Source organism: Caballeronia sp. GAFFF2 (assembly GCF_023631485.1).
GTDB lineage: Bacteria > Pseudomonadota > Gammaproteobacteria > Burkholderiales > Burkholderiaceae > Caballeronia.
Genome location: NZ_JALQDA010000027.1, coordinates 72,621 through 90,549, shown reverse-complemented (window position 1 = coordinate 90,549; position 17,929 = coordinate 72,621). Strand labels below are relative to the sequence as shown.

The window sequence follows — 17,929 nt, the reverse complement described above, 5'->3', positions numbered from 1 at the left end:
CTATTTACTCGCGGATTAACCGTTCGTAACAATCAGAATGTTCCTACTTTGATGGGACGCCGGACATTCGACAGAAGGACTTGTCGCTAACGAAAAGCAGAACAAAGTCACACGCTTGCAAGACGCGGACTGAAAACGCGGTATCGGGTCCGAAGCGTTCGGTAGTGTTGGCAAATCGATCGGGCAGAAGGCATGCAGACATCGTCGACGAAGGTGTCGAAAACTGTCTACGTTTGTCGCGTGCTACGCATTACTTGCAATTGCGTTGCGTGTCTTATGGACGATCACGTTAGCAACTGGCGCGTGCACATAGCACCACCTGTCCGAATCATGCGATGTGGTCAGTCAGAAAACCCAGTGATGGAGATCAACCGCTAATACCGATATCAACGATAAACCGGATGCCACAGCAAACAAGGCAGACCTGCAGCATCGACATAAACCACGGCGTTCTGCTCGAACTTTTGCATAAGCGCATCGGCGAATTGGCGCGTCGTGCCGAGGACGAAAAGACTTGCTTCGGCGATCCACTTTCCCTTCGGATCGATGCCGGCTCCGGGCAGCGCATGCAAGCCCGCTCGTTCGATATGGTCGATCAGCAAGCACTGCCGCTTTGCGTTATGCGCCGGTTCAAGCACGTGTCCGAATGGATTGAAGGCCGTCACGAACACCGCGCTAAAGACATGATGCCTTGAAAGAAGTGAAGCAACATCGGCATTATGCTCGCCGATTTTCATCTCCACGACCGGCTCGATATCGATGCGATAAATCGCCTCGCGGTAACTATCTCGCGTCGCGTCCAAAAGGCTCGGGCTGGGTTGAAACCGTTGGTGCTCGTCGTGGTTCATGTAGGTAATCCGCGAATCGGCGGCTGAGAAGGCATGCGCTGAAGACGCACGTTGCATCTCGAACTTTACCGCGCTCGACTTAGCGGATTGATAAAACGCAGACTACCGCACAGCGAAGCGAATTCATGCAAGGCATCGCGAAGCGGAGTGCATCGAGAGAGAGAAGCAGAGAGACATCGACCCATGCGATTCGTGTCGATAACGACGCGCGGCGTGTCACGCATAACGCGGCCGAAGATAAAACGCAGAGAAGCTAGAAGACAGAGAAGCAACGAGGCCCGACGATCGTCCGTTATGTGCAGCCCTGCTGCCGCTCGCCGCGGCTGAAGATTTGACGCGAACGCCAGTCGTCGGAGCGAAGCACTTGCTCGCCGTCCTCGCGCGCTTCCTCTTCCGTATCGAAACCTTCGTCGCTATAAGCGGCGATTTTCATGCCGACACCTGCGGCACGTTCGACGGTGATGGCCCAATGCCAGCCGCCTTCCTGATAAAAAACATGCAGCGTCGGCAGAGACGATAAGGTCAAGTCCATGTTTGCGGCTCCTTCAAGCTGACGTTCGTAAGGCTAACCTGCCTCCTCGACGAACGCCCTCGAAAACGGGCGCTTTGTTATTGCGTCGATGTCTGTTGATATTCTTGAGCGGCTGTGAGCCGCCCCGCTCAGAACAGCATACGCAATGGGATGCTGCATTGCAACACGGGGTTTCCCGAGGCGTGGTACCGATCCGACGAGGCCGATCATTGCGGAACCTTTTACACGAGATAGACGGAAGATCGACAATGAAGCACCCGTATTGACTCAAGGCTATCTCGCCAAAAACACCTCTATTCGATGCGGATAAGTGGCGCTTCTAACGTGTCCGCCGTGTGTCCGTCGCCTAGAATGGAATAACCGCTCGACGCGATGCGAGGTGATCGCCATGGCATCTAAATTTCGTCTTTCCCATCTGATACTTTTTGCGACCGTCGCCTCATGTGCCGCGTGCGCGCTCGCCCAGCCGGTCACGCCGATCGGCGACCCTTCCGCGCCGAAGACACGCGCTCAGGTCAAGCAGGAGTTTCTCGCCTGGCGCGCGGCCGGCTACGATCCCAACGACTGGCTGAACTATCCCGACAATGCCATGCGCGCGGGACAGATCGTCTCCCAGCAACGGCAAGCGCAACGCGCGACCGGTGCGAACTAGGTAGCGTTTCTGCTGCCTGAGCACGGTACTCGCGCGTTACTCCGCGCGCGGCCGCTGACCGCGCAAGATACGCCGCGCGATGCTCCAGCGATGCACTTCGGACGGACCGTCGTAAATGCGAAAAGCGCGCATGTCGCTGAAAATGCGCGCGACGACCGTTTCGTGCGTGACGCCTTGTCCGCCGAGCACTTGCACCGAACGATCCACGACGCGCCATAACGCCTCGGACGACACCACTTTCGCGACGCTCGATTCGTGTTTGCCAAGCACGCCCTGGTCGAGCACCCACGCGCAATGCCAGATGGCGAGGCGCGTGATGTGCAGATCCATTTCGTTATCGGCGAGCATGAAGCCGACGCCCTCGTGTTCGCCGAGCGACTTGCCGAACGCCTGACGCTGACGCGCATACGCCGTGGCGACATCGTGCGCACGCCGGGCCGCGCCGAGCCAGCGCATGCAATGCGTGAGACGCGCGGGCGACAGGCGCACCTGCGCATATCGGAACCCCTCGCCCGCTTCACCAAGGACGTTTTGCGCGGGCACGCGCAAGCCTTCGAAACGCACCACGCCGTGGCCGCCGGGAAAGCATGTATCGAGCGAATCCATTGCGCGCTCGATCACGATGCCGGGGCTCGTCATATCGGCGAGGAACATGGTCGCGGGGCCGTCCTCGAAACGCGCCATGATGATCGCGACCGCCGCGCCATGTGCGCCCGTGATGAACCACTTGCCGCCGTCGATCACGTAGCCGTCGCCATCGCGCACGGCAAGCGTTTGCAGCATGGAAGGATCGGCGCCCGCGCCCGGCGGCGGTTCGGTCATGCAAAAGCACGAACGAATCTCGCCTGCGGCGAGCGGACGCAGCCAGCGCTCCTTCTGCTCGGGCGTCGCGACGGCTTCGAGCAAATGCATGTTGCCTTCGTCCGGTGCGGCGATATTGAGCGCGACCGGACCGAGCGGCGAATAACCCGCTTCCTCGAAAAGGATCGCCTTGGCGACATGATTGAGCCCAAGGCCGCCGAATTCCGGCGATACGTGACTCGACAGAAGTCCCGCACGACGGCCCTTGGCGATCAGTTCCGCGCGCAGCGACTCGTCCGGGCCATGCGGCGTGCAGCGCGCATCGCTCTCCAGCGGCATGACCTCTTCGGCGATGAAGGCACGCACGCGCGCCTGCAATTCAGTCAACTCGGGCGTGAGGGAGAAGTCCATCGGCAAATCCTCTGAAGGCGGTGATCCACAAGCTTAACCGCGCGCGAAACGGCGCGGCATCAGGCTTTGTACCCGGCCGCTTTGTTTTCATCCGCTTTGTTTTTATCCGCTTTGTTATCTGCGGCTTTGTACTCGGAGTATTTGCGGGCATCGCCGCGAACCATGTCCGCCGGATACTTCGCGCGATTCAACGCCATCTTCTCGATGAGCGCGCGATGCAGATCCACGTCGAGCGAATCGGCGAGCATCACGAGATACGCGAGCACGTCGGCCATTTCGTGGCGAATCGCCACGAGCTTCGTCTCGTCCAGCTCGCTCTTGTCGCCGCTGGCCAGCCATGTGAACGGTTCGAGCAATTCGCTCGCTTCGACTGAAAGCGCGCTCGCCAGATTCTTCGGTGAGTGAAAGCGGCTCCAGTCCCGCTCGCGCACGAACTCGCGCAGCATGTCGCGCATTTCCGTGAGTTCGCTTCGGCCTTCTGGCGCGTTGTGCTGATCCATCGCCATCCTTTGACGTGTCGTCATGCCGTTATGCCGTTGTGTCGTTATGCGGGATAAAGGCCCAGCGTGCGCGCATGCAGACGCGCGAGGCCGAGCAAGGCGTCGGTGAAAGGCGTGGCGACGCCGGTCATGGCGCCCAGTTCGCGTACCGACGCCACGAGCGCATCCAGTTCGACGGCCTTGCGCGCTTCCACGTCTTGCAGCATGGAGGTTTTCATTGCACCGAGCTTGAGTGTCACGGCATGGCGATCCGCCGGATTCTGCTCGATCGGAATGCCGAAGCGCGCGCCGATTTCCTTCGCTTCCAGCATGATGTTCGTGACGAAGCCGCGCACGAGATCGTCGCTCAGGATGCGGTCGGTGGTCGCGCCGGTGATCGCGCTGATCGGGTTCATCGTCATGTTGCCCCAGAGCTTGAACCACACGTCACGCTGAATCTGCGGCGAGAGCGTCGCGTCGAAACCGGCCTTCGTGAAGAGCGAAACGAGCGCTTCGGCACGCGTGCCCGACCGCCCCGCCGCCTCGCCGAGAATGAGACCCTTGCCTTGATGATGCCGGATCACGCCCGGCGCTTCGACCAAGCAACTCGCGTGGACCACGCAGCCCACCGTTTGCGCGGCCGGAATGGCGTCGGCGATGGCGCCGTGCGGATCGATCGAGCTCAGCCGCTTGCCCGCGAAATCGGCGCCCAGGCCTTCGCAGAACCACCACGGCACGCCGTTCATCGCGCTCAGAACCGTGGTCTTTTCGCTCAAAAGCGGCGCGATCTGCACGGCCACGGCTTCCATCGCGGGCGCTTTCACCGCCACCACGACGAGATCCTGCGCACCGAGTTCTTCGGGCGATGCGCTCGCCGCGACCTTCACGGCATGCGTCGCATCTTTCTCGACGAGTTGCAGACCGTGCGCGCGAATGGCGTTTAGTGTCGCGCCGCGTGCGACCACGCTGACATCGCAACCCGCCTGCGCGAGCTTCACGCCGATCCAGCCGCCGATCGCGCCTGCGCCATAAATGCACACCTTCATGTCTCGTCTCCTCGTCTGAACTGTCGGACTTCATTGTAAGAGCTTGGCGCATGCCGAAACGGTTCAATCTAGGCGCGCCGACGCTCATTTCAAGAGCACGAAAGCGAATAAATATTCCCGCCCAAAATACGCTTTTCGATATTGAAACGATAGCCGTCGCACCTACCTTGCATGCAGAGGCAGCGAACCAGCGCGCTGTCATGGTGACATATCTCAACTTCCTGCTGCCGGCTTGACGGCCGTAACATCGGAGACCGAATCATGAGTGACTTTTATTTTGGCGGCGACTTCCTGAGCGATCTGAACCGCGTGCAACGGCAGATGTCTTCGCTTCTCGGCAATCTGCCTTCCAGCATTCGTGCCAGCCGCGCGGATGCGTTTCCCTCGCTGAACGTCGGCAGCACCGACGAAGCCATCGAAGTCGTGGCATTCGTGCCGGGCGTCGAGCCGGCATCGCTCGACGTGACGGTCGACAAAGGCCTGCTCACCATCAGCGGCGAACGGCGCGCCGAAGCATTGACCGAAGGCTCGCGCACCTACGCGAGGGAACGCTTCACGGGCGCGTTTCGCCGCGTGATCGAACTGCCGCAAAACGCGGATGCCGACAAGGTCGAAGCGCGTTATGAAAACGGCACCTTGTTTATCGTCATCGGCAAGCGCGAAGCATCCAAGCCGCGCGCCATCACCATTCAGTAAGGCACAGGGAGAACATGATGAACGACACCACGCAAATCACCGAGCGTCAGGCAAACGAAGTTGCACGCAAGAAGGAAGACACCGTGCGCCGCACGACGGTCACGCCTGCGGTCGATATCGTCGAGGATAGTCAGGGCATCACGCTGTGGGCCGACCTGCCCGGCGTGCCCCGCGAGAAACTCGATGTGAAAGTGCATGACTCGCGTCTCACCATCGAAGCCGAGGCAATCGTCCCTGTCACGGCGTCGCTGCGTGTGCATCACGCCGAATTGCGCGTGCCGCGCTTTGCACGCGCATTCACGATAAGCGACGACTTCGACACCGCGAAGATCGATGCGAACCTGCAGAACGGCGTGCTGAAGCTGACCATTCCGCGTCGTGAAGAAGCGCGGCCGCGTCGCGTGGAAGTGCGCGCGAGTTGAGCGCTTCGATGTCTCAGCAATAACGAACGGCCGCTATCACGCGGCCGTTTTTTCGTCTGCACGAGCCTCTATAATCCCAGGGCGGTCACAAGCAATCAAACTCAAACAAGGGACTTAATCGTGAAGAGGCTGTTGACGGTGTTGCTGGGCTCCATGCTGACTGTAGCCGTCAGCGCGCATGCGAAAGACTGGTCGACCATTCGCTTCGGCACGGACGCGAGCTATCCGCCGTTCGAATCGAAAGCGCCCGATGGAACGCTCGTCGGCTTCGATATCGATGTCGGCAACGAACTCTGCCGGCGGCTCGAAGCAAAATGCGTGTGGGTCGAAAACGCCTTCGACGGCATGATTCCCGGCCTCAAGTCGCGCAAGTTCGACGGCGTGCTCTCCACCATGTCGATGACGCCCGCGCGCGTCAAGCAGATCGCCTTCTCGAGCAAGCTCTTCCACGTTCCCACGCGTCTCGTCTCGAAGCGCGATGCGAAGATCCAGCCTACGGCCGAATCGCTCGCGGGCAAGTCCGTGGGCGTCGAACAAGGGTCGATGCAAGAGACATACGCAAAGGCGCATTGGGGCGCGAAGGGCGTGACCATCGTGTCGTATGCGGATCAGGATCAGGTCTATGCGGATCTGCTCACGGGCCGGCTCGACGCGTCGCTGCAAAACGCGGTGCAAGCGGAACGCGGCTTTCTCGATACCCCGCGCGGCAAGCCCTACGCATTCGCAGGCGGCGCGCTGGAAGACCCCGCGATCTTCGGACCGGGCACGGCTATCGGCTTGCGTCGCGAAGACACCGACTTGAAGGAGAAGCTCGATGGCGCCATCGCCGCGATGATCAAGGACGGCACGTACAAGCGCATCGAGCAAAAGTATTTCGATTTCGATATCTATGGCGAATGAAGGAGCTGCCATGACCAACGTTCATCAGGCCGCAAGCGTCGGCTACACGGCGAACGCGGATAGCTACGTGCGCGGACGGCCCGACTATCCGCCCGAACTCGCGGGTTGGCTCGCCGAGACGCTCGGCTTGCGGCCGGGCGCGAGCGTCGTCGACCTGGGCGCGGGCACGGGCAAGTTCACGCCGCGCCTCGTTGCAACCGGCGCGCGCGTGATTGCCGTCGAACCCGTCGCTTCGATGCGCGCGAAGCTCGCCGCCGCGCAGCCGGGTGTGGAAGTGCTGGAAGGCGCCGCGCAAGCCATTCCGCTTGACGATGCATCGGTGGATGCCGTCGTGTGCGCACAGTCGTTCCACTGGTTTGCGAACGGCGAAGCGTTGAGCGAGATTCATCGCGTGTTGAAGCCGGGCGGAAAGCTCGGCCTCGTCTGGAATCTGCGCGACTTTCGTGTGCCGTGGGTGGCGAAGCTCGACGCCATCGTGAACCGCTACGAGGGCGATGCGCCGCGCTTTTATACAGGCGAATGGCGCCACGCGTTTCCGCATAAAGGTTTCGACGCGCTCGCCGAAACCCATTTTTCGATCGGACACACCGGTTCCCCCGACGATGTGATCGTGCATCGCGTGCGCTCGACCAGTTTTATCGCGGCGTTGCCGGAAGCGGAACGCGTGCTCATCGACGATGAAGCACGCGCGTTGATCGAAGCCGAACCGGAGTTGCGCGGCAAGGATGTCGTCACTGTGCCCTACACGACTGCGGCCTTCGTTGCGGTCAGGAAATGACGCGTGCACGAAGACGGGGCGCGTAGTTTGAAGCGCGCGTTGTCCTTTTTGCACGCGGGCGAATGCGCCTCGAAACGCGCTCGACCATCCGACGTGCTTTGCGCATCTCGGCATGGTGCTTGCATTGCTCTCGCTCACCCAGCCGGCTAATGTCGAGGACACCATGCATCAGGCGATCGAACCGCATGAATTGACCAAGATCGATCTTGCACGTTTTCAGGTCGTGCAGGTTTCCGATGGCACGCACACCGTCGTGCTGTGGGAGGCGCCCGAGCCCGCCACCAATCGTCTCAAGCATATCGACGCTTGCACGCTCACCATTCGTCTGTGCGATCCGCTCAATCCCGTACGCAGAAAAGACGTGTGTGAGCGGCTACAGGCGCATTTGGCCGCGTCGCGCGAGACACGGCATGGTCTGCGCAATCCTTCCGACGTAAGCGCAGCGGTGACGCCGCCACGCAACGCGAACATCGCGAGGCAGCGCACGCATGAGTCCAGCGGAAGTGCTTGAGGCTGCATCGCGGGTGCCTACGTAATCGCGCCTTCTAGGAACGACCACAGCGAATCGTCCATCGAATACGGGACGTTGAAGCGGAACGACGCGCTCTCGGCGTCGCCCGGGCGAAAGTACGAGCCAGGCGCGAGCCAGATTCCATGCGATAACGCGCGCGTTGCGATGTCGCCTGAATCGGCGGGATCGATCGGCAATTCGCCCCATACGAACAGCCCCGCGCGCGGCCGGCGGAACAGCGCTATGCCGAGCGCATCCATGCGCTCCTCCACGAGCGCGTGCGCGTCCTTCAGTTTTTCCACGACGAATTCGACATGCCGCGCGTAGCGGCCTTCGGTCAACACTTTCTCGACGATTCGTTCAGTCGTCTCCGACGATGTCAGTCCCACCGCCATCTTCGTGCGCGCGAGTTCGCGCAGCACTTCGCGCTCGGCGACGACATAACCGCATCGCAACGAAGGCGTGATGGTCTTCGCGAAACCGCCGACATACAGCACGCGGTGCAACCCTTCCATCGCCGCGAGCAAGGGCGCGCCGGGCGGCGCGAGTTCACGATTGACATCGTCCTCGACGACCCACATGCCGTGGCGCTCCGCAATCTGCATCAGACGAAACGCCGACGCCATGCTGAACGTCGCGCCCGTCGGGTTCTGCAGAGTCGTATTGAGAAAAACCGCTTTCGGCCGATGCTCGATTGCAATCCGCTCGAACGCTTCCGTATCGATGCCCGCCACGGTGCGCGGCACGCCATGCACGTCGAGACCCGCGAGCCGCAGAATCTGCAGCAGATTGCAGTAGCCGGGATCTTCGACGACGACCGCATCGCCCGGCCGCAGCAGCGTGCGCACGATCAGATCGAGCGCCTGCGTGGCGCCGGCCGTCAACAGTACGTTCGACGCGGCATCGACGGGCAGGCCGTGCCGGTCGAGCTGCTCCGCAATGCGTTCGCGCAGAGGCGCAAATCCATAAGGCCGCCCGTAATCGGCAATGCGCGCCGCCGGCACGCGGCTCACCGCGCGCAACGCGTGCTGCAAACCGCTTTCGTTGACCCATTCGTTCGGCAGCCAGCCGCAGCCGGATTTGATCGGCACGGAATGATCCGCGAAGACATCCGAGAGCAGCCAGGTCGCCGTGAGACTAGGCGGCTGCCATTCGACAGCCCGCACGCGCTCGCTTTTCTGGCGCACCGCCACGCGATACCCCGAACCGCGCCGCGCGATGACAAGACCCATCGACACGAGCCTGCCATACGCTTCGGTCACCGTGAACGTGCTGAGCGCGTGCGACTCGGCCAGCCGGCGCACCGAGGGCAAAAGCGCGCCCGCGCGCAGCGTCTCGGCCTCGATAGCGCCCGAAAAAGCCTGCACGAGTTGTTCGACGAGCGTCGGCGCATGACGCGAGCCGCGTTCGAGCCTGAGTTCTATCATGTATATGGATAGTCGAAACACGCGGGAGTGGATGAATATGCGCCGCGCTCGCCACTACAGTTTGCATCATTTTGCCAGCACAGTTGGCAATGCAGTGAACCAACTGTCTATGCCTCGCCATTTTGTCGAGGAATAGAGTGACCGTTCCTTGAGGAGACTTGATATGAATGCCCGCCCCGTCATCGAAGACCTTTCGTCGTTCTGGATGCCCTTCACCGCCAACCGCCAGTTCAAGGCCGCACCGCGCCTGCTCGAAAGCGCGAAAGGCATGTACTACCGCTCGACGGACGGCCGCGAAATTCTCGATGGATGCGCGGGCCTTTGGTGCGTGAACGCAGGCCATTGCCGCGACGAGATCGTCGAAGCGGTGCAGAAGGCGCTCTCGACGCTCGATTTCGCGCCGACCTTCCAGATGGGCCATCCGCTTGCCTTCGAGGCGGCCACCAAGGTCGCGGGCCTGATGCCCGAAGGACTGGATCGCATCTTCTTCACGAACTCCGGTTCCGAATCCGTCGATACGGCGTTGAAGATCGCGATTGCCTACCATCGCGCGCGCGGCGAAGGTCAGCGCACGCGTCTCATCGGCCGCGAGCGCGGTTATCACGGCGTCGGCTTCGGCGGCATCTCGGTGGGCGGCATCGCGCCGAATCGCAAAACGTTCTCGGGCGCGCTGTTGCCGTCGATCGATCACTTGCCGCATACGCACGACCTCGCGCACAACGCGTTTTCCAAGGGTCAGCCCGCGTGGGGTGAGCATCTCGCGGAAGAACTGGAACGTATCGTCGCGCTGCACGATGCATCGACGATTGCCGCGGTCATCGTCGAGCCGCTCGCAGGTTCGACTGGCGTTCTGGTGCCGCCGAAGGGCTACTTGCAGAAGCTGCGCGAAATTTGCACGAAACACAACATTCTTCTGATCTTCGACGAAGTCATCACCGGCTTCGGGCGTCTGGGCAAGGCCACGGCGAGCGAGTATTTCGGCGTGACGCCGGACCTCATCACCATGGCGAAAGCCATCAACAATGCCACCATTCCCATGGGCGCGGTCGCGGCGCATCGCAAGGTGCACGACGCAATCGTCGATGCAGGCGCGGCGAACGCGATCGAACTGTTCCACGGCTATACGTATTCGGCACACCCTGTTGCAACCGCGGCGGCTGTCGCGACACTCGATCTGTACGCGCGTGACAAGTTGTTCGAGCGCGCGGCGTCGAAGGCGGAGAAGTTCGAAAGCGCCGTGCACGCGTTGCGCGATGCGCCGTATGTGAAGGACATCCGCAATCTCGGACTCGTCGCGGGCGTGGAGTTAGAATCGCGTGAAGGCGCGCCGGGTGCGCGTGCGTATGAAGTGTTCGTGAAGTGCTTCGAGGCAGGCGTGCTCGTGCGCTACACCGGCGATATCCTCGCGTTCTCGCCGCCGCTGATCGTCGAGGACGATCAGATCGATCATATCTTCGGCACGGTGCGCAAGGTGTTGCAGAGCGTGAAGTAAGCGCCACTGCCCGGCATCCCGATTCGAGGATGCCGGGCCTTCTCACCGTTCGATGACCAGCAGCGTCGATGTCGCCGAAGCCAACAACCTCCCGCTCGCGTCCTTGAGCGTCGCTTCGGCAAACGCCGCGCGCCGCCCCATCGTCAGCACGCGTCCTTCGGCGCGCACCAAACCGGAATCGCGCGTCACGGCCTTGTGATAGGCCACTTTCAACTCGAGCGTCGTATAGGCCTGTGTCGCGGTCAGACACGAATGCACCGCGCATCCACATGCCGAATCGAGCAAGGTGGCCGCGTACCCGCCATGCACCGTGCCGATCGGGTTATACGCATGATCGCCCGGTATGCCTTCGAACACGGCCCTGCCCGCTTCCACTTCCACGAAGTCGAGCCTGAGCGACTCGAATATGCCGGGCTTGCGGCCGCTAGCGATCAGCCGGCGCAATTGAGCGAGGCCGTCGAGGCCGGGTGCGGTTTCGTCGATCAAGCTCATTTCGTGTTCTCCTTGAGACTCGCTGTCTTGATGGGATCGTCATCGTTAGTCACGCTCCAGCCGCCGCCGAGCGACCGATACAGCGCCACCGCCGCGAGCGCGTGCTCGCGCTTCGCCTGGTTCAGCGCATCGGCGTCGCGCAGATAGGACTGTTGGGCATCGAGCACATCCAGAAAGCTTGCCGCGCCTCCCTTGTAGAGCTGCGTCGAAAGCGTGAGCGACTGTCCCGATGCACCGAGCGCGTCGGTCAATCTCGCGCTCTGCTCCGTCGTGCTGATGAGGTCGCTGCGCGTATCTTCCACGTCCTTGAGCGCTTCGAGCAGGGTCTGCCGCAAATGCAGTTCCGACTCGCGCATCCTGCTCTCGTTCTGTTCGATCTCGGCCGTGATACGCCCCGCGTTGAAAATCGGACTCGTGGCGTTGAGCGCGGCCGAAAACAGGTTGTCGGTGAGCGTCGGCAAGCCGAGATACGACGATGCAAGCAAGCCATCCGACAAGCGCAGCGAGAACTTCGGATAGCGCTCCGCGCGCGCGACGCCCACTTCCGCCGCGCGTTGCTGAAGCGTCGCGTAGGCCACCAGCACATCGGGTCGACGCAGCAGCGCTTCGGAAGGCAGTAATTGCGGCGCGCCCTCGGCAGGGACGGGAATCACGGGCGATGCGCCGGGATTGGCGAGCATCAGTTGGTCGATGGACTCCGGCGTGCGGCCCGAATACACGGCAATAAGGCTCAACTGATGCTGAATGGTCGACTGCGTGCGCGGCATGCGCGATTGCAGATCACTGAGCTGATTCTGCGCGCGCGCCACGTCGAGTTTCGTCGACAAGCCGAATTGCAGGCGGCGTTGCGTGAGCTTCAGCGCGCGTTCGCGGATCGCCTCGTTGTCTTGCAGAATCTTGAGTTCGGCCTGCGCCCAACGTAAATCGACGTAAGCGACGGCCGTATCGGCAGCGAGGGCAAGACGCAGTTGATCCGACGCGTGTTCGCGGCCGACCAGTTGCGCCTGCGCCGCCAGCAATTCGAGCCGCTCGCCGCCGAACACATCCGGCGTCCAACTCAGTGCAAGACCGACGCCCGCCTGACGCACATAGCCAAGCGGCGGCGGCGTGTTCTGGCGCGTATCGGACGCCGTGACGTTCGCATCGAGTTGCGGCAGCAAGGCAGCGCGGCGTTGCGTGGTGAGCGCCTCGGCCTGCTTCACGCGCTCCACTGCGGCCTGGAGGTCGAGATTGCCGTTCAGCACCGACGCGACGAGTTCATGCATCACCGGGTCGTTGAACTGATTCCACCATGCCGCTGGATCGGCGGTATTGGCGGGCACTTCCACGTTCCAATCGACAGGAGCCGTCGTCTGAACCGTCGCCGGAAGATCGGCGCGCGTCGCGGGTTGCACGGCGCAAGCACTCAACACGCTAAACGCGCTCAAGGCCAGTAATTCGATGAGAAGCTTCTTCATGGTCGTATTCACTCAATGCGCATCGGACGAAGGCGGCGCGCTTGCAATCGGCTTCGAAAAAATCACGCTGACGATACCGACGAGAAAGCACAGCGCGAGCAGATAGAAGCAGTCGGCGAAAGTCAGAACGAGTGCTTCGCGAAACACGAGCGCATGCAGCGAAGCGAGCCCGGCTTGCGATGCATCGAGCGCATCGCCGGCGGCGGCGGCGAGATGCGCGGAACTGCGCGAGAGCATCTGCTCGATGACAGGCCGGCCAACGGTCACGCTCTCGCTCAGCCGCAGATAGTGCAGATTCAGCCTGTCGTTGAGCATGGTCGCACTCACTGCAATGCCGATCGCGCCGCCCAGATTACGCATCAGATTGAACAGTCCGCTCGCCGATTTGAGCCGCGACTGTGGCAACGACCCGAGCGCCATCGTCACGATGGGCGGCACCGCGAACTGTTGCCCGATGCCGCGCAACGCCTGCGGTAGAAGCAGTTCCTGCCAGCCCCAATCATGCGTGAGCGGCGTATAGAGAAAGCATCCCGCGCCGAAGCAGATGAGCCCGAAAACCAGCAAGATGCGCATGTCGAAGAAGCGCGTGGCGAACGCGTAAGCCCCGAGCGCGATCAACTGAAAGCAGCCGACGGAAAGCAGCGCGAGACCCGTCTGCAACGAGTCGAAGCCGCGCACGCGGCTCAGGAACACGGGCGTCAGAAACACTGACACGAAGATGCCGATGCCCGTCACGAACGAGAGCAGACTGCCGATTGCGAAGTTGCGAACCGCGAGCGCGCGCAGATCGACAATCGGTTCTTTCGCGGTGAACGCATGCACGAGGAACAGGAAACCGCAGATCGCCGAAATCCAGGTGCAGGCCACGATTACGTTGTCGCCGAACCAGTTCTTGCGCGGCCCTTCTTCGAGCACGTATTCCAGACAGCCGAGGAAGCCGGACATCAGCGCGATGCCGACGTAATCGCCCTTCTTGAGCAGCGAAAGATCGGGCGAATCGATATGCACGTATTTCGGCACCAGCACCGCGACCACGATTCCCGGCACGACGTTCAGATAGAAGAGCCAGTGCCATGACCATTGATCGGTGATCCACCCGCCGATCACCGGTCCGATTGCAGGCGCGAGCGAGGCCAGCGCGCCAATAGTTGTCGATGCAATCAGTCGCTGTTTGCCGGGGAACAGCACGAAGGCGGTCGTGAACACGGTCGGGATCATCGCGGCGCCGAGCGCGCCCTGCATGCCGCGAAAGAGGATCATCGAATTGATGTCCCACGCCATGCCGCACAACATGCTCGTGATGGTGAAGCCCACCGCGGATGCCACGAATAGCCAGCGCGTGGAGAACACTTTCGAGAGCCAGCCCGACATCGGAATGACGAGAATCTCCGCGATCAGATACGACGTCTGCACCCACGAAAGCTCGTCCTGACTCGCCGATAAACCGCCGCCGATATCCTTGAGCGATGACGCGACGATCTGAATATCGAGCGTCGCCATGAAAAAGCCGAGGCACATCAGCGCGAACGCGAGCACGCGCTGACGCGTGGGCTGACTTGCCGGGTCCAAGGGAGCGGTCTGTGTCATCGTCTTATCCGCGCGATTTGTCGAGATGAACCTTCACCGTCGCGGAAAGGCCGGGCCGCAACACGTGCTCCATGCCTTTCGGTACGTCCAGACGAATGCGCACCGGCACACGCTGAACGATCTTGGTAAAGTTGCCGGTGGCGTTTTCGGCGGGAAGCACGCTGAAGGTCGCGCCCGTGGCCGGCGCGAGACTTTCGATGTGACCCGTCAGCGGCACGCTCGATGCGTCGAGGTTCACATCGGCTTCATCGCCGGCGCGCATTTTCTTGAGCTGGTCTTCCTTGAAGTTGGCGTCGACCCAGAGGCCCGTGGCGGGCACCACGGTCAACAACGATGTCCCGACGTTCGCGAGCACGCCGACGCGCGCCGTGCGATTTCCCACGTAGCCATCGACAGGCGAACGGATCGTCGTGTATTCGACGTTGAGTTCGGCCACGCGCCGCGCGGCTTCGGCGGTCTGCACGCGCGCTTGCGCGTCTGCAATCTGCGCTTCGATCACCGTCAACTGGCGTTTTGCCGCGACGAGCGATGCGCCGCTCCGATCCATCGCCGCTTGCGCCTTGAGATAGTCGGCATCGGCGCGTTCGACGATCTGGTTCGACACCGCGTCGTCCTTGACGAGTTCCCGATAACGCGAACGGTCGGACGTGCTGCGCGACAATTCCGCCGACGAAGCACGCACTTCCGCCTGCTGCTGGTTGATGACCGCCGCCTGCAACGCGTCCTTGGCGCGCAGTTCATCGACCGCGGCCCGCGCGCTCGACACTTCCGCGTTCGCTTGCGCCAGGCGGGCGTCGTAGTCGCGCGCATCGAGGCGAATCAGCACCTGGCCTGCCTTCACCGGCTGATTGTCCGTGACGAGCACATCCGTCACGAAGCCGTTGACCTTCGGGGCGAGCACGGTGACATCGCCGCCGACGTAGGCGTCGTCGGTGGTCTGCACGAAGCGCAGCACGAGCGCCCAATATGCCGCAGCCGCAATCACGATGATCGCGACAAGCCCTAGCGAGAGCAGCATCCACGGTATCCGGCGCGGCTTCGCGGCCGCTGCGGGCGAAGTGGCCGAAGGAAGATTGGTCGATGGAGTCGTCATTTGCGAGTCGTTGTGCATATGCACGAAAGTGAACGGAATGGCGCGCGTTTCGAGCCGCGCATGATGACTCGAAAGACTATATGTGCATATGCACCCGGTCAACCTGCGCGGCCGACATGAGTGAATAACGCGGAGAGAAAGAATCGGGGATCAGGCGTGCGGGCGGGCTGTTGCGCTTTGGTCCGAGCAGAAACGCACCGCATGTTCGACGAAGGCGCGCACCTTGGCGGGCAAAAGCGTACGCGTGCTGAAGGCAAGCTTGAATTCGATGGCGCCATCGACGAGTTCGTAGGCATCGAGTAACGTCACGAGCCGGCCGGCTTGCACTTCCTCGTGCACGAGCGCGACAGGCAACATGCCGATGCCGAAGCCTTCCAGCACCATCGCGCGATTGAAGACGGCGCTGTTCGACGAGGTATCGTAACGCAGCGGCACGATCACGTCCTCGCCGCCGATTCTAAACGTCAGCGCCGGTTTGCGGATGGACGCGGACATCGGCACGAAGTCGTGATCGATGAGTTCGGATGGATGACGCGGCGCCGGATGAGCCGCAAGATACGTGGGACTGGCGACGAGCGCAAGCGGAATGGTTTCGAGCAGACGCGTGACCACGGTATCGCTCGACAACATGAACGGCATGACGATACCCAGATCGTAGCCTTCGCCGACGAGATCGACGGGACGCTCGGTCAGCGTCACATCGAGCCGCACTTGCGGATGCTCGCGTCTGAAGCTCGCGATCAGCGGGACATAGCGGCTCATCATCACCGTGGTGTGCGCGACGAGCCGCAAGAGGCCTGTCGCCTCGCTCGCGCGATTGGAGGCGCGTTCCTCCATTGCCTGAAGCTCGTCGAGAAGCCGCGAGCAGTCGGTGAAGAAGCGCTCGGCGGTTTCGGTCAGCGATATCTGCCGCGTCGTGCGATTGAAAAGCCTGCTGCCCAGGCGCTGCTCCAGACCCGCGATCGCGCGCGAAACGACCGGCGGCGACAAGCCGAGAATATCCGCCGCGCGCGCGAAGCTGCGCGCCTCCACTACCGTGCGAAAGATCTTCAGGCTTGTCAGGTAGTCCATTTTTAATGTCGATGCGTCAGTCGGCGGGCCGCAGTTTCTTCACTTCGTCGTCGGATGGCTGCACGCTCGCGCCGTCGATATAACGATACGACGTCATCACGCCCTTGCCGTCCTTGAGCGCGGTGACGCCGACATACGCGCCCATCGTCGATTGATTGTCCTGCTTGCGGTAGGTGATCGGTCCGAACGGTGAATCGACGCCAAGGCCCTTGAAGGCGGCCGCGAGCTTGTCGGGATCGGCGGAACCGGCTTTCTTCAGGCCGTTGGCAAGCGACATCATCGCGGTATAACCGACCACGGAACCGAGCCGCGGATAGTCGTGATACTTCGCCTCGTAGTCCGCGACGAACTTCTTGTTGGCGGGGGTATCGATTGAATACCACGGGTAGCCCGTCACCACCCAACCGACCGGGGCTTCAGCGCCCAACGGATCGAGATAATCAGGCTCGCCCGTCAGCAACGACACCACCGCGCGATCCTTGAACAAGCCACGCGTATTGCCTTCGCGCACGAACTTGCCGAGGTCGGCGCTAAAGAGCACGTTGAAGATGGCGTCGGGCCTGGCGTCGGCGAGCGCTTGCGTCACCGCGCCGGCATCCACCTTGCCGAGCGGCGTCGCTTGTTCGGCGACGAACTCCACATCCGGCTGCGCGGCCTTGAGCAGACGCTTGAAGGTCGCCACGGCCGATTGTCCGTACTCGTAATTCGGATACACCAGCGCCCAGCGCTTTTTCTTGAGCTTCGCGGCTTCGGGCACGAGCATCGCCACTTGCATATAGGTCGATGGCCGCAGCCGATACGTGTACTTGTTGCCATCTTGCCAGACGATCTTGTCCGTCAAGGGCTCGGCGGCGAGGAAGAAAATGCGCCGCTGCTTGGCGAAGTCCGAGAGCGCGAGGCCAGTGTTGGACAAGTAGCCGCCGAAGAGCAGTTGCACCTGTTCGCGCGCGATGAGTTCCTGCGCGACGCGCACCGTATCGCCCGGATTACCGTTGTCGTCGCGCGAGACGACTTCGAGCTTGTTGCCGTTGATGCCGCCCGCCGCGTTGATCTCGTCGAGCGCCAGATTCCAGCCGTTCTTGTACGGCATGAGAAACGCAGGCTGCGCCTTGTAGCTATTGATCTCGCCGATGCGAATGGTGTCGGCGTACGCGCCGAGGGTCACGCTCACGGCGGCGGAAGTCAGGGTCAGGCGAATCAGCGTGCCTGCTCGGGTAATCATCAAGCGTTCTCC

Annotated in this window: 19 protein-coding genes; 7 read left to right on the top strand and 12 right to left on the bottom strand. The window is 61.9% G+C overall.

The annotated features are described in order from the left end of the window. Nucleotides 1–386: 386 nt before the first annotated feature. On the bottom strand, nucleotides 387–848 hold the full coding sequence (locus NCT04_RS16875; protein ID WP_250466652.1) for a DUF3293 domain-containing protein: 462 nt from the start codon (nucleotides 846–848) through the stop codon (nucleotides 387–389). Between the two features lie 292 nt (nucleotides 849–1,140). After that, nucleotides 1,141–1,380 carry a hypothetical protein gene (locus tag NCT04_RS16870; protein WP_244828611.1) on the bottom strand — a complete coding sequence of 80 codons (240 nt, stop codon included), beginning with the start codon at nucleotides 1,378–1,380 and terminating at the stop codon, nucleotides 1,141–1,143. A gap of 388 nt (nucleotides 1,381–1,768) precedes the next feature. On the opposite strand from NCT04_RS16870, the gene NCT04_RS16865 reads away from it, so the two are divergent. Beyond that, nucleotides 1,769–2,032, top strand: coding sequence for a DUF4148 domain-containing protein (locus NCT04_RS16865; RefSeq protein WP_250466651.1), 264 nt, complete (start codon nucleotides 1,769–1,771; stop codon nucleotides 2,030–2,032). Nucleotides 2,033–2,068: 36 nt separating this feature from the next. On the opposite strand, the gene NCT04_RS16860 is transcribed toward NCT04_RS16865, so the two are convergent. Genes NCT04_RS16860 through NCT04_RS16850 form a run of 3 tightly spaced genes read right to left on the bottom strand, consistent with a single transcriptional unit; the run spans nucleotide 2,069 to nucleotide 4,769 of the window. Beyond that, the gene (locus tag NCT04_RS16860) at nucleotides 2,069–3,244 is read right to left on the bottom strand and encodes an acyl-CoA dehydrogenase family protein (protein ID WP_250466650.1); all 1,176 of its coding nucleotides are present in this window, start codon (nucleotides 3,242–3,244) and stop codon (nucleotides 2,069–2,071) included. 59 nt (nucleotides 3,245–3,303) lie between these two features. Further along, nucleotides 3,304–3,744 (bottom strand): nucleotide pyrophosphohydrolase, encoded by a 441-nt coding sequence (locus NCT04_RS16855; protein WP_244829719.1) that lies wholly within the window; start codon nucleotides 3,742–3,744, stop codon nucleotides 3,304–3,306. Between the two features lie 44 nt (nucleotides 3,745–3,788). Beyond that, on the bottom strand, nucleotides 3,789–4,769 hold the full coding sequence (locus NCT04_RS16850) for a 2-dehydropantoate 2-reductase (RefSeq protein ID WP_250466648.1): 981 nt from the start codon (nucleotides 4,767–4,769) through the stop codon (nucleotides 3,789–3,791). A 261-nt stretch (nucleotides 4,770–5,030) separates the two neighbouring features. Here NCT04_RS16850 and NCT04_RS16845 point away from each other — a divergent pair, with 261 nt between their 5' ends. The 5 genes from NCT04_RS16845 to NCT04_RS16825 all read left to right on the top strand — a co-directional run bounded on the left by NCT04_RS16845 (nucleotide 5,031) and on the right by NCT04_RS16825 (nucleotide 8,076). Continuing rightward, nucleotides 5,031–5,465, top strand: coding sequence for an Hsp20/alpha crystallin family protein (locus NCT04_RS16845; protein WP_250466646.1), 435 nt, complete (start codon nucleotides 5,031–5,033; stop codon nucleotides 5,463–5,465). 17 nt (nucleotides 5,466–5,482) lie between these two features. Further along, nucleotides 5,483–5,887: an Hsp20/alpha crystallin family protein gene (locus NCT04_RS16840; RefSeq protein WP_244829720.1), complete on the top strand. Its 405-nt coding sequence runs from the start codon at nucleotides 5,483–5,485 to the stop codon at nucleotides 5,885–5,887. A gap of 120 nt (nucleotides 5,888–6,007) precedes the next feature. Continuing rightward, a complete protein-coding gene (locus NCT04_RS16835; protein ID WP_250466645.1) occupies nucleotides 6,008–6,787 on the top strand; it encodes an ABC transporter substrate-binding protein in 780 nt (259 codons plus the stop codon). Between the two features lie 10 nt (nucleotides 6,788–6,797). Next, nucleotides 6,798–7,565: a class I SAM-dependent methyltransferase gene (locus NCT04_RS16830; RefSeq protein ID WP_250466644.1), complete on the top strand. Its 768-nt coding sequence runs from the start codon at nucleotides 6,798–6,800 to the stop codon at nucleotides 7,563–7,565. Nucleotides 7,566–7,677: 112 nt separating this feature from the next. Further along, entirely contained in the window at nucleotides 7,678–8,076 is a 399-nt protein-coding gene (locus tag NCT04_RS16825; protein WP_244828624.1) for a hypothetical protein, read from the top strand. A 17-nt stretch (nucleotides 8,077–8,093) separates the two neighbouring features. Here the strand turns inward: NCT04_RS16825 and NCT04_RS16820 are convergent, their stop codons facing one another. Continuing rightward, nucleotides 8,094–9,503, bottom strand: coding sequence for an aminotransferase-like domain-containing protein (locus NCT04_RS16820; protein ID WP_250466642.1), 1,410 nt, complete (start codon nucleotides 9,501–9,503; stop codon nucleotides 8,094–8,096). A 163-nt stretch (nucleotides 9,504–9,666) separates the two neighbouring features. On the opposite strand from NCT04_RS16820, the gene aptA reads away from it, so the two are divergent. Next, nucleotides 9,667–10,995, top strand: coding sequence for an omega-aminotransferase AptA (gene aptA / locus NCT04_RS16815; RefSeq protein WP_250466641.1), 1,329 nt, complete (start codon nucleotides 9,667–9,669; stop codon nucleotides 10,993–10,995). A gap of 42 nt (nucleotides 10,996–11,037) precedes the next feature. Here aptA and NCT04_RS16810 read toward each other — a convergent pair whose 3' ends face one another. The 6 genes from NCT04_RS16810 to NCT04_RS16785 form a co-directional block, all read right to left on the bottom strand. Further along, a complete protein-coding gene (locus tag NCT04_RS16810) occupies nucleotides 11,038–11,487 on the bottom strand; it encodes a PaaI family thioesterase (protein WP_250466639.1) in 450 nt (149 codons plus the stop codon). Next, nucleotides 11,484–12,944: an efflux transporter outer membrane subunit gene (locus NCT04_RS16805; protein WP_250466637.1), complete on the bottom strand. Its 1,461-nt coding sequence runs from the start codon at nucleotides 12,942–12,944 to the stop codon at nucleotides 11,484–11,486. Before NCT04_RS16805 ends, NCT04_RS16810 begins: the two co-directional genes overlap by 4 nt. Nucleotides 12,945–12,956: 12 nt before the next feature. Further along, nucleotides 12,957–14,531: a DHA2 family efflux MFS transporter permease subunit gene (locus tag NCT04_RS16800; protein ID WP_244828642.1), complete on the bottom strand. Its 1,575-nt coding sequence runs from the start codon at nucleotides 14,529–14,531 to the stop codon at nucleotides 12,957–12,959. 4 nt (nucleotides 14,532–14,535) lie between these two features. Next, entirely contained in the window at nucleotides 14,536–15,624 is a 1,089-nt protein-coding gene (locus NCT04_RS16795; protein ID WP_250466635.1) for an HlyD family secretion protein, read from the bottom strand. Between the two features lie 150 nt (nucleotides 15,625–15,774). Then, complete coding sequence (locus tag NCT04_RS16790) at nucleotides 15,775–16,695, bottom strand: LysR family transcriptional regulator (RefSeq protein WP_244828644.1); 921 nt, start codon at nucleotides 16,693–16,695, stop codon at nucleotides 15,775–15,777. A 16-nt stretch (nucleotides 16,696–16,711) separates the two neighbouring features. Beyond that, nucleotides 16,712–17,917 (bottom strand): ABC transporter substrate-binding protein, encoded by a 1,206-nt coding sequence (locus tag NCT04_RS16785; RefSeq protein WP_250466633.1) that lies wholly within the window; start codon nucleotides 17,915–17,917, stop codon nucleotides 16,712–16,714. Nucleotides 17,918–17,929: the final 12 nt, after the last annotated feature.

Excerpts from the sequence above, each read along its gene's own strand:
- NCT04_RS16845 (WP_250466646.1), top strand. The coding sequence starts at position 5,031 with ATGAGTGACTTTTATTTTGGCGGCGACTTCCTGAGCGATCTGAACCGC.
- NCT04_RS16800 (WP_244828642.1), bottom strand. The coding sequence starts at position 14,531 with ATGACACAGACCGCTCCCTTGGACCCGGCAAGTCAGCCCACGCGTCAG.
- NCT04_RS16875 (WP_250466652.1), bottom strand. The coding sequence starts at position 848 with ATGAACCACGACGAGCACCAACGGTTTCAACCCAGCCCGAGCCTTTTG.
- NCT04_RS16870 (WP_244828611.1), bottom strand. The coding sequence starts at position 1,380 with ATGGACTTGACCTTATCGTCTCTGCCGACGCTGCATGTTTTTTATCAG.
- NCT04_RS16855 (WP_244829719.1), bottom strand. The coding sequence starts at position 3,744 with ATGGATCAGCACAACGCGCCAGAAGGCCGAAGCGAACTCACGGAAATG.
- NCT04_RS16825 (WP_244828624.1), top strand. The coding sequence starts at position 7,678 with ATGGTGCTTGCATTGCTCTCGCTCACCCAGCCGGCTAATGTCGAGGAC.
- NCT04_RS16840 (WP_244829720.1), top strand. The coding sequence starts at position 5,483 with ATGAACGACACCACGCAAATCACCGAGCGTCAGGCAAACGAAGTTGCA.
- NCT04_RS16795 (WP_250466635.1), bottom strand. The coding sequence starts at position 15,624 with ATGACGACTCCATCGACCAATCTTCCTTCGGCCACTTCGCCCGCAGCG.
- aptA (WP_250466641.1), top strand. The coding sequence starts at position 9,667 with ATGAATGCCCGCCCCGTCATCGAAGACCTTTCGTCGTTCTGGATGCCC.
- NCT04_RS16790 (WP_244828644.1), bottom strand. The coding sequence starts at position 16,695 with ATGGACTACCTGACAAGCCTGAAGATCTTTCGCACGGTAGTGGAGGCG.
- NCT04_RS16810 (WP_250466639.1), bottom strand. The coding sequence starts at position 11,487 with ATGAGCTTGATCGACGAAACCGCACCCGGCCTCGACGGCCTCGCTCAA.
- NCT04_RS16820 (WP_250466642.1), bottom strand. The coding sequence starts at position 9,503 with ATGATAGAACTCAGGCTCGAACGCGGCTCGCGTCATGCGCCGACGCTC.
- NCT04_RS16865 (WP_250466651.1), top strand. The coding sequence starts at position 1,769 with ATGGCATCTAAATTTCGTCTTTCCCATCTGATACTTTTTGCGACCGTC.
- NCT04_RS16850 (WP_250466648.1), bottom strand. The coding sequence starts at position 4,769 with ATGAAGGTGTGCATTTATGGCGCAGGCGCGATCGGCGGCTGGATCGGC.
- NCT04_RS16785 (WP_250466633.1), bottom strand. The coding sequence starts at position 17,917 with ATGATTACCCGAGCAGGCACGCTGATTCGCCTGACCCTGACTTCCGCC.
- NCT04_RS16860 (WP_250466650.1), bottom strand. The coding sequence starts at position 3,244 with ATGGACTTCTCCCTCACGCCCGAGTTGACTGAATTGCAGGCGCGCGTG.
- NCT04_RS16805 (WP_250466637.1), bottom strand. The coding sequence starts at position 12,944 with ATGAAGAAGCTTCTCATCGAATTACTGGCCTTGAGCGCGTTTAGCGTG.
- NCT04_RS16830 (WP_250466644.1), top strand. The coding sequence starts at position 6,798 with ATGACCAACGTTCATCAGGCCGCAAGCGTCGGCTACACGGCGAACGCG.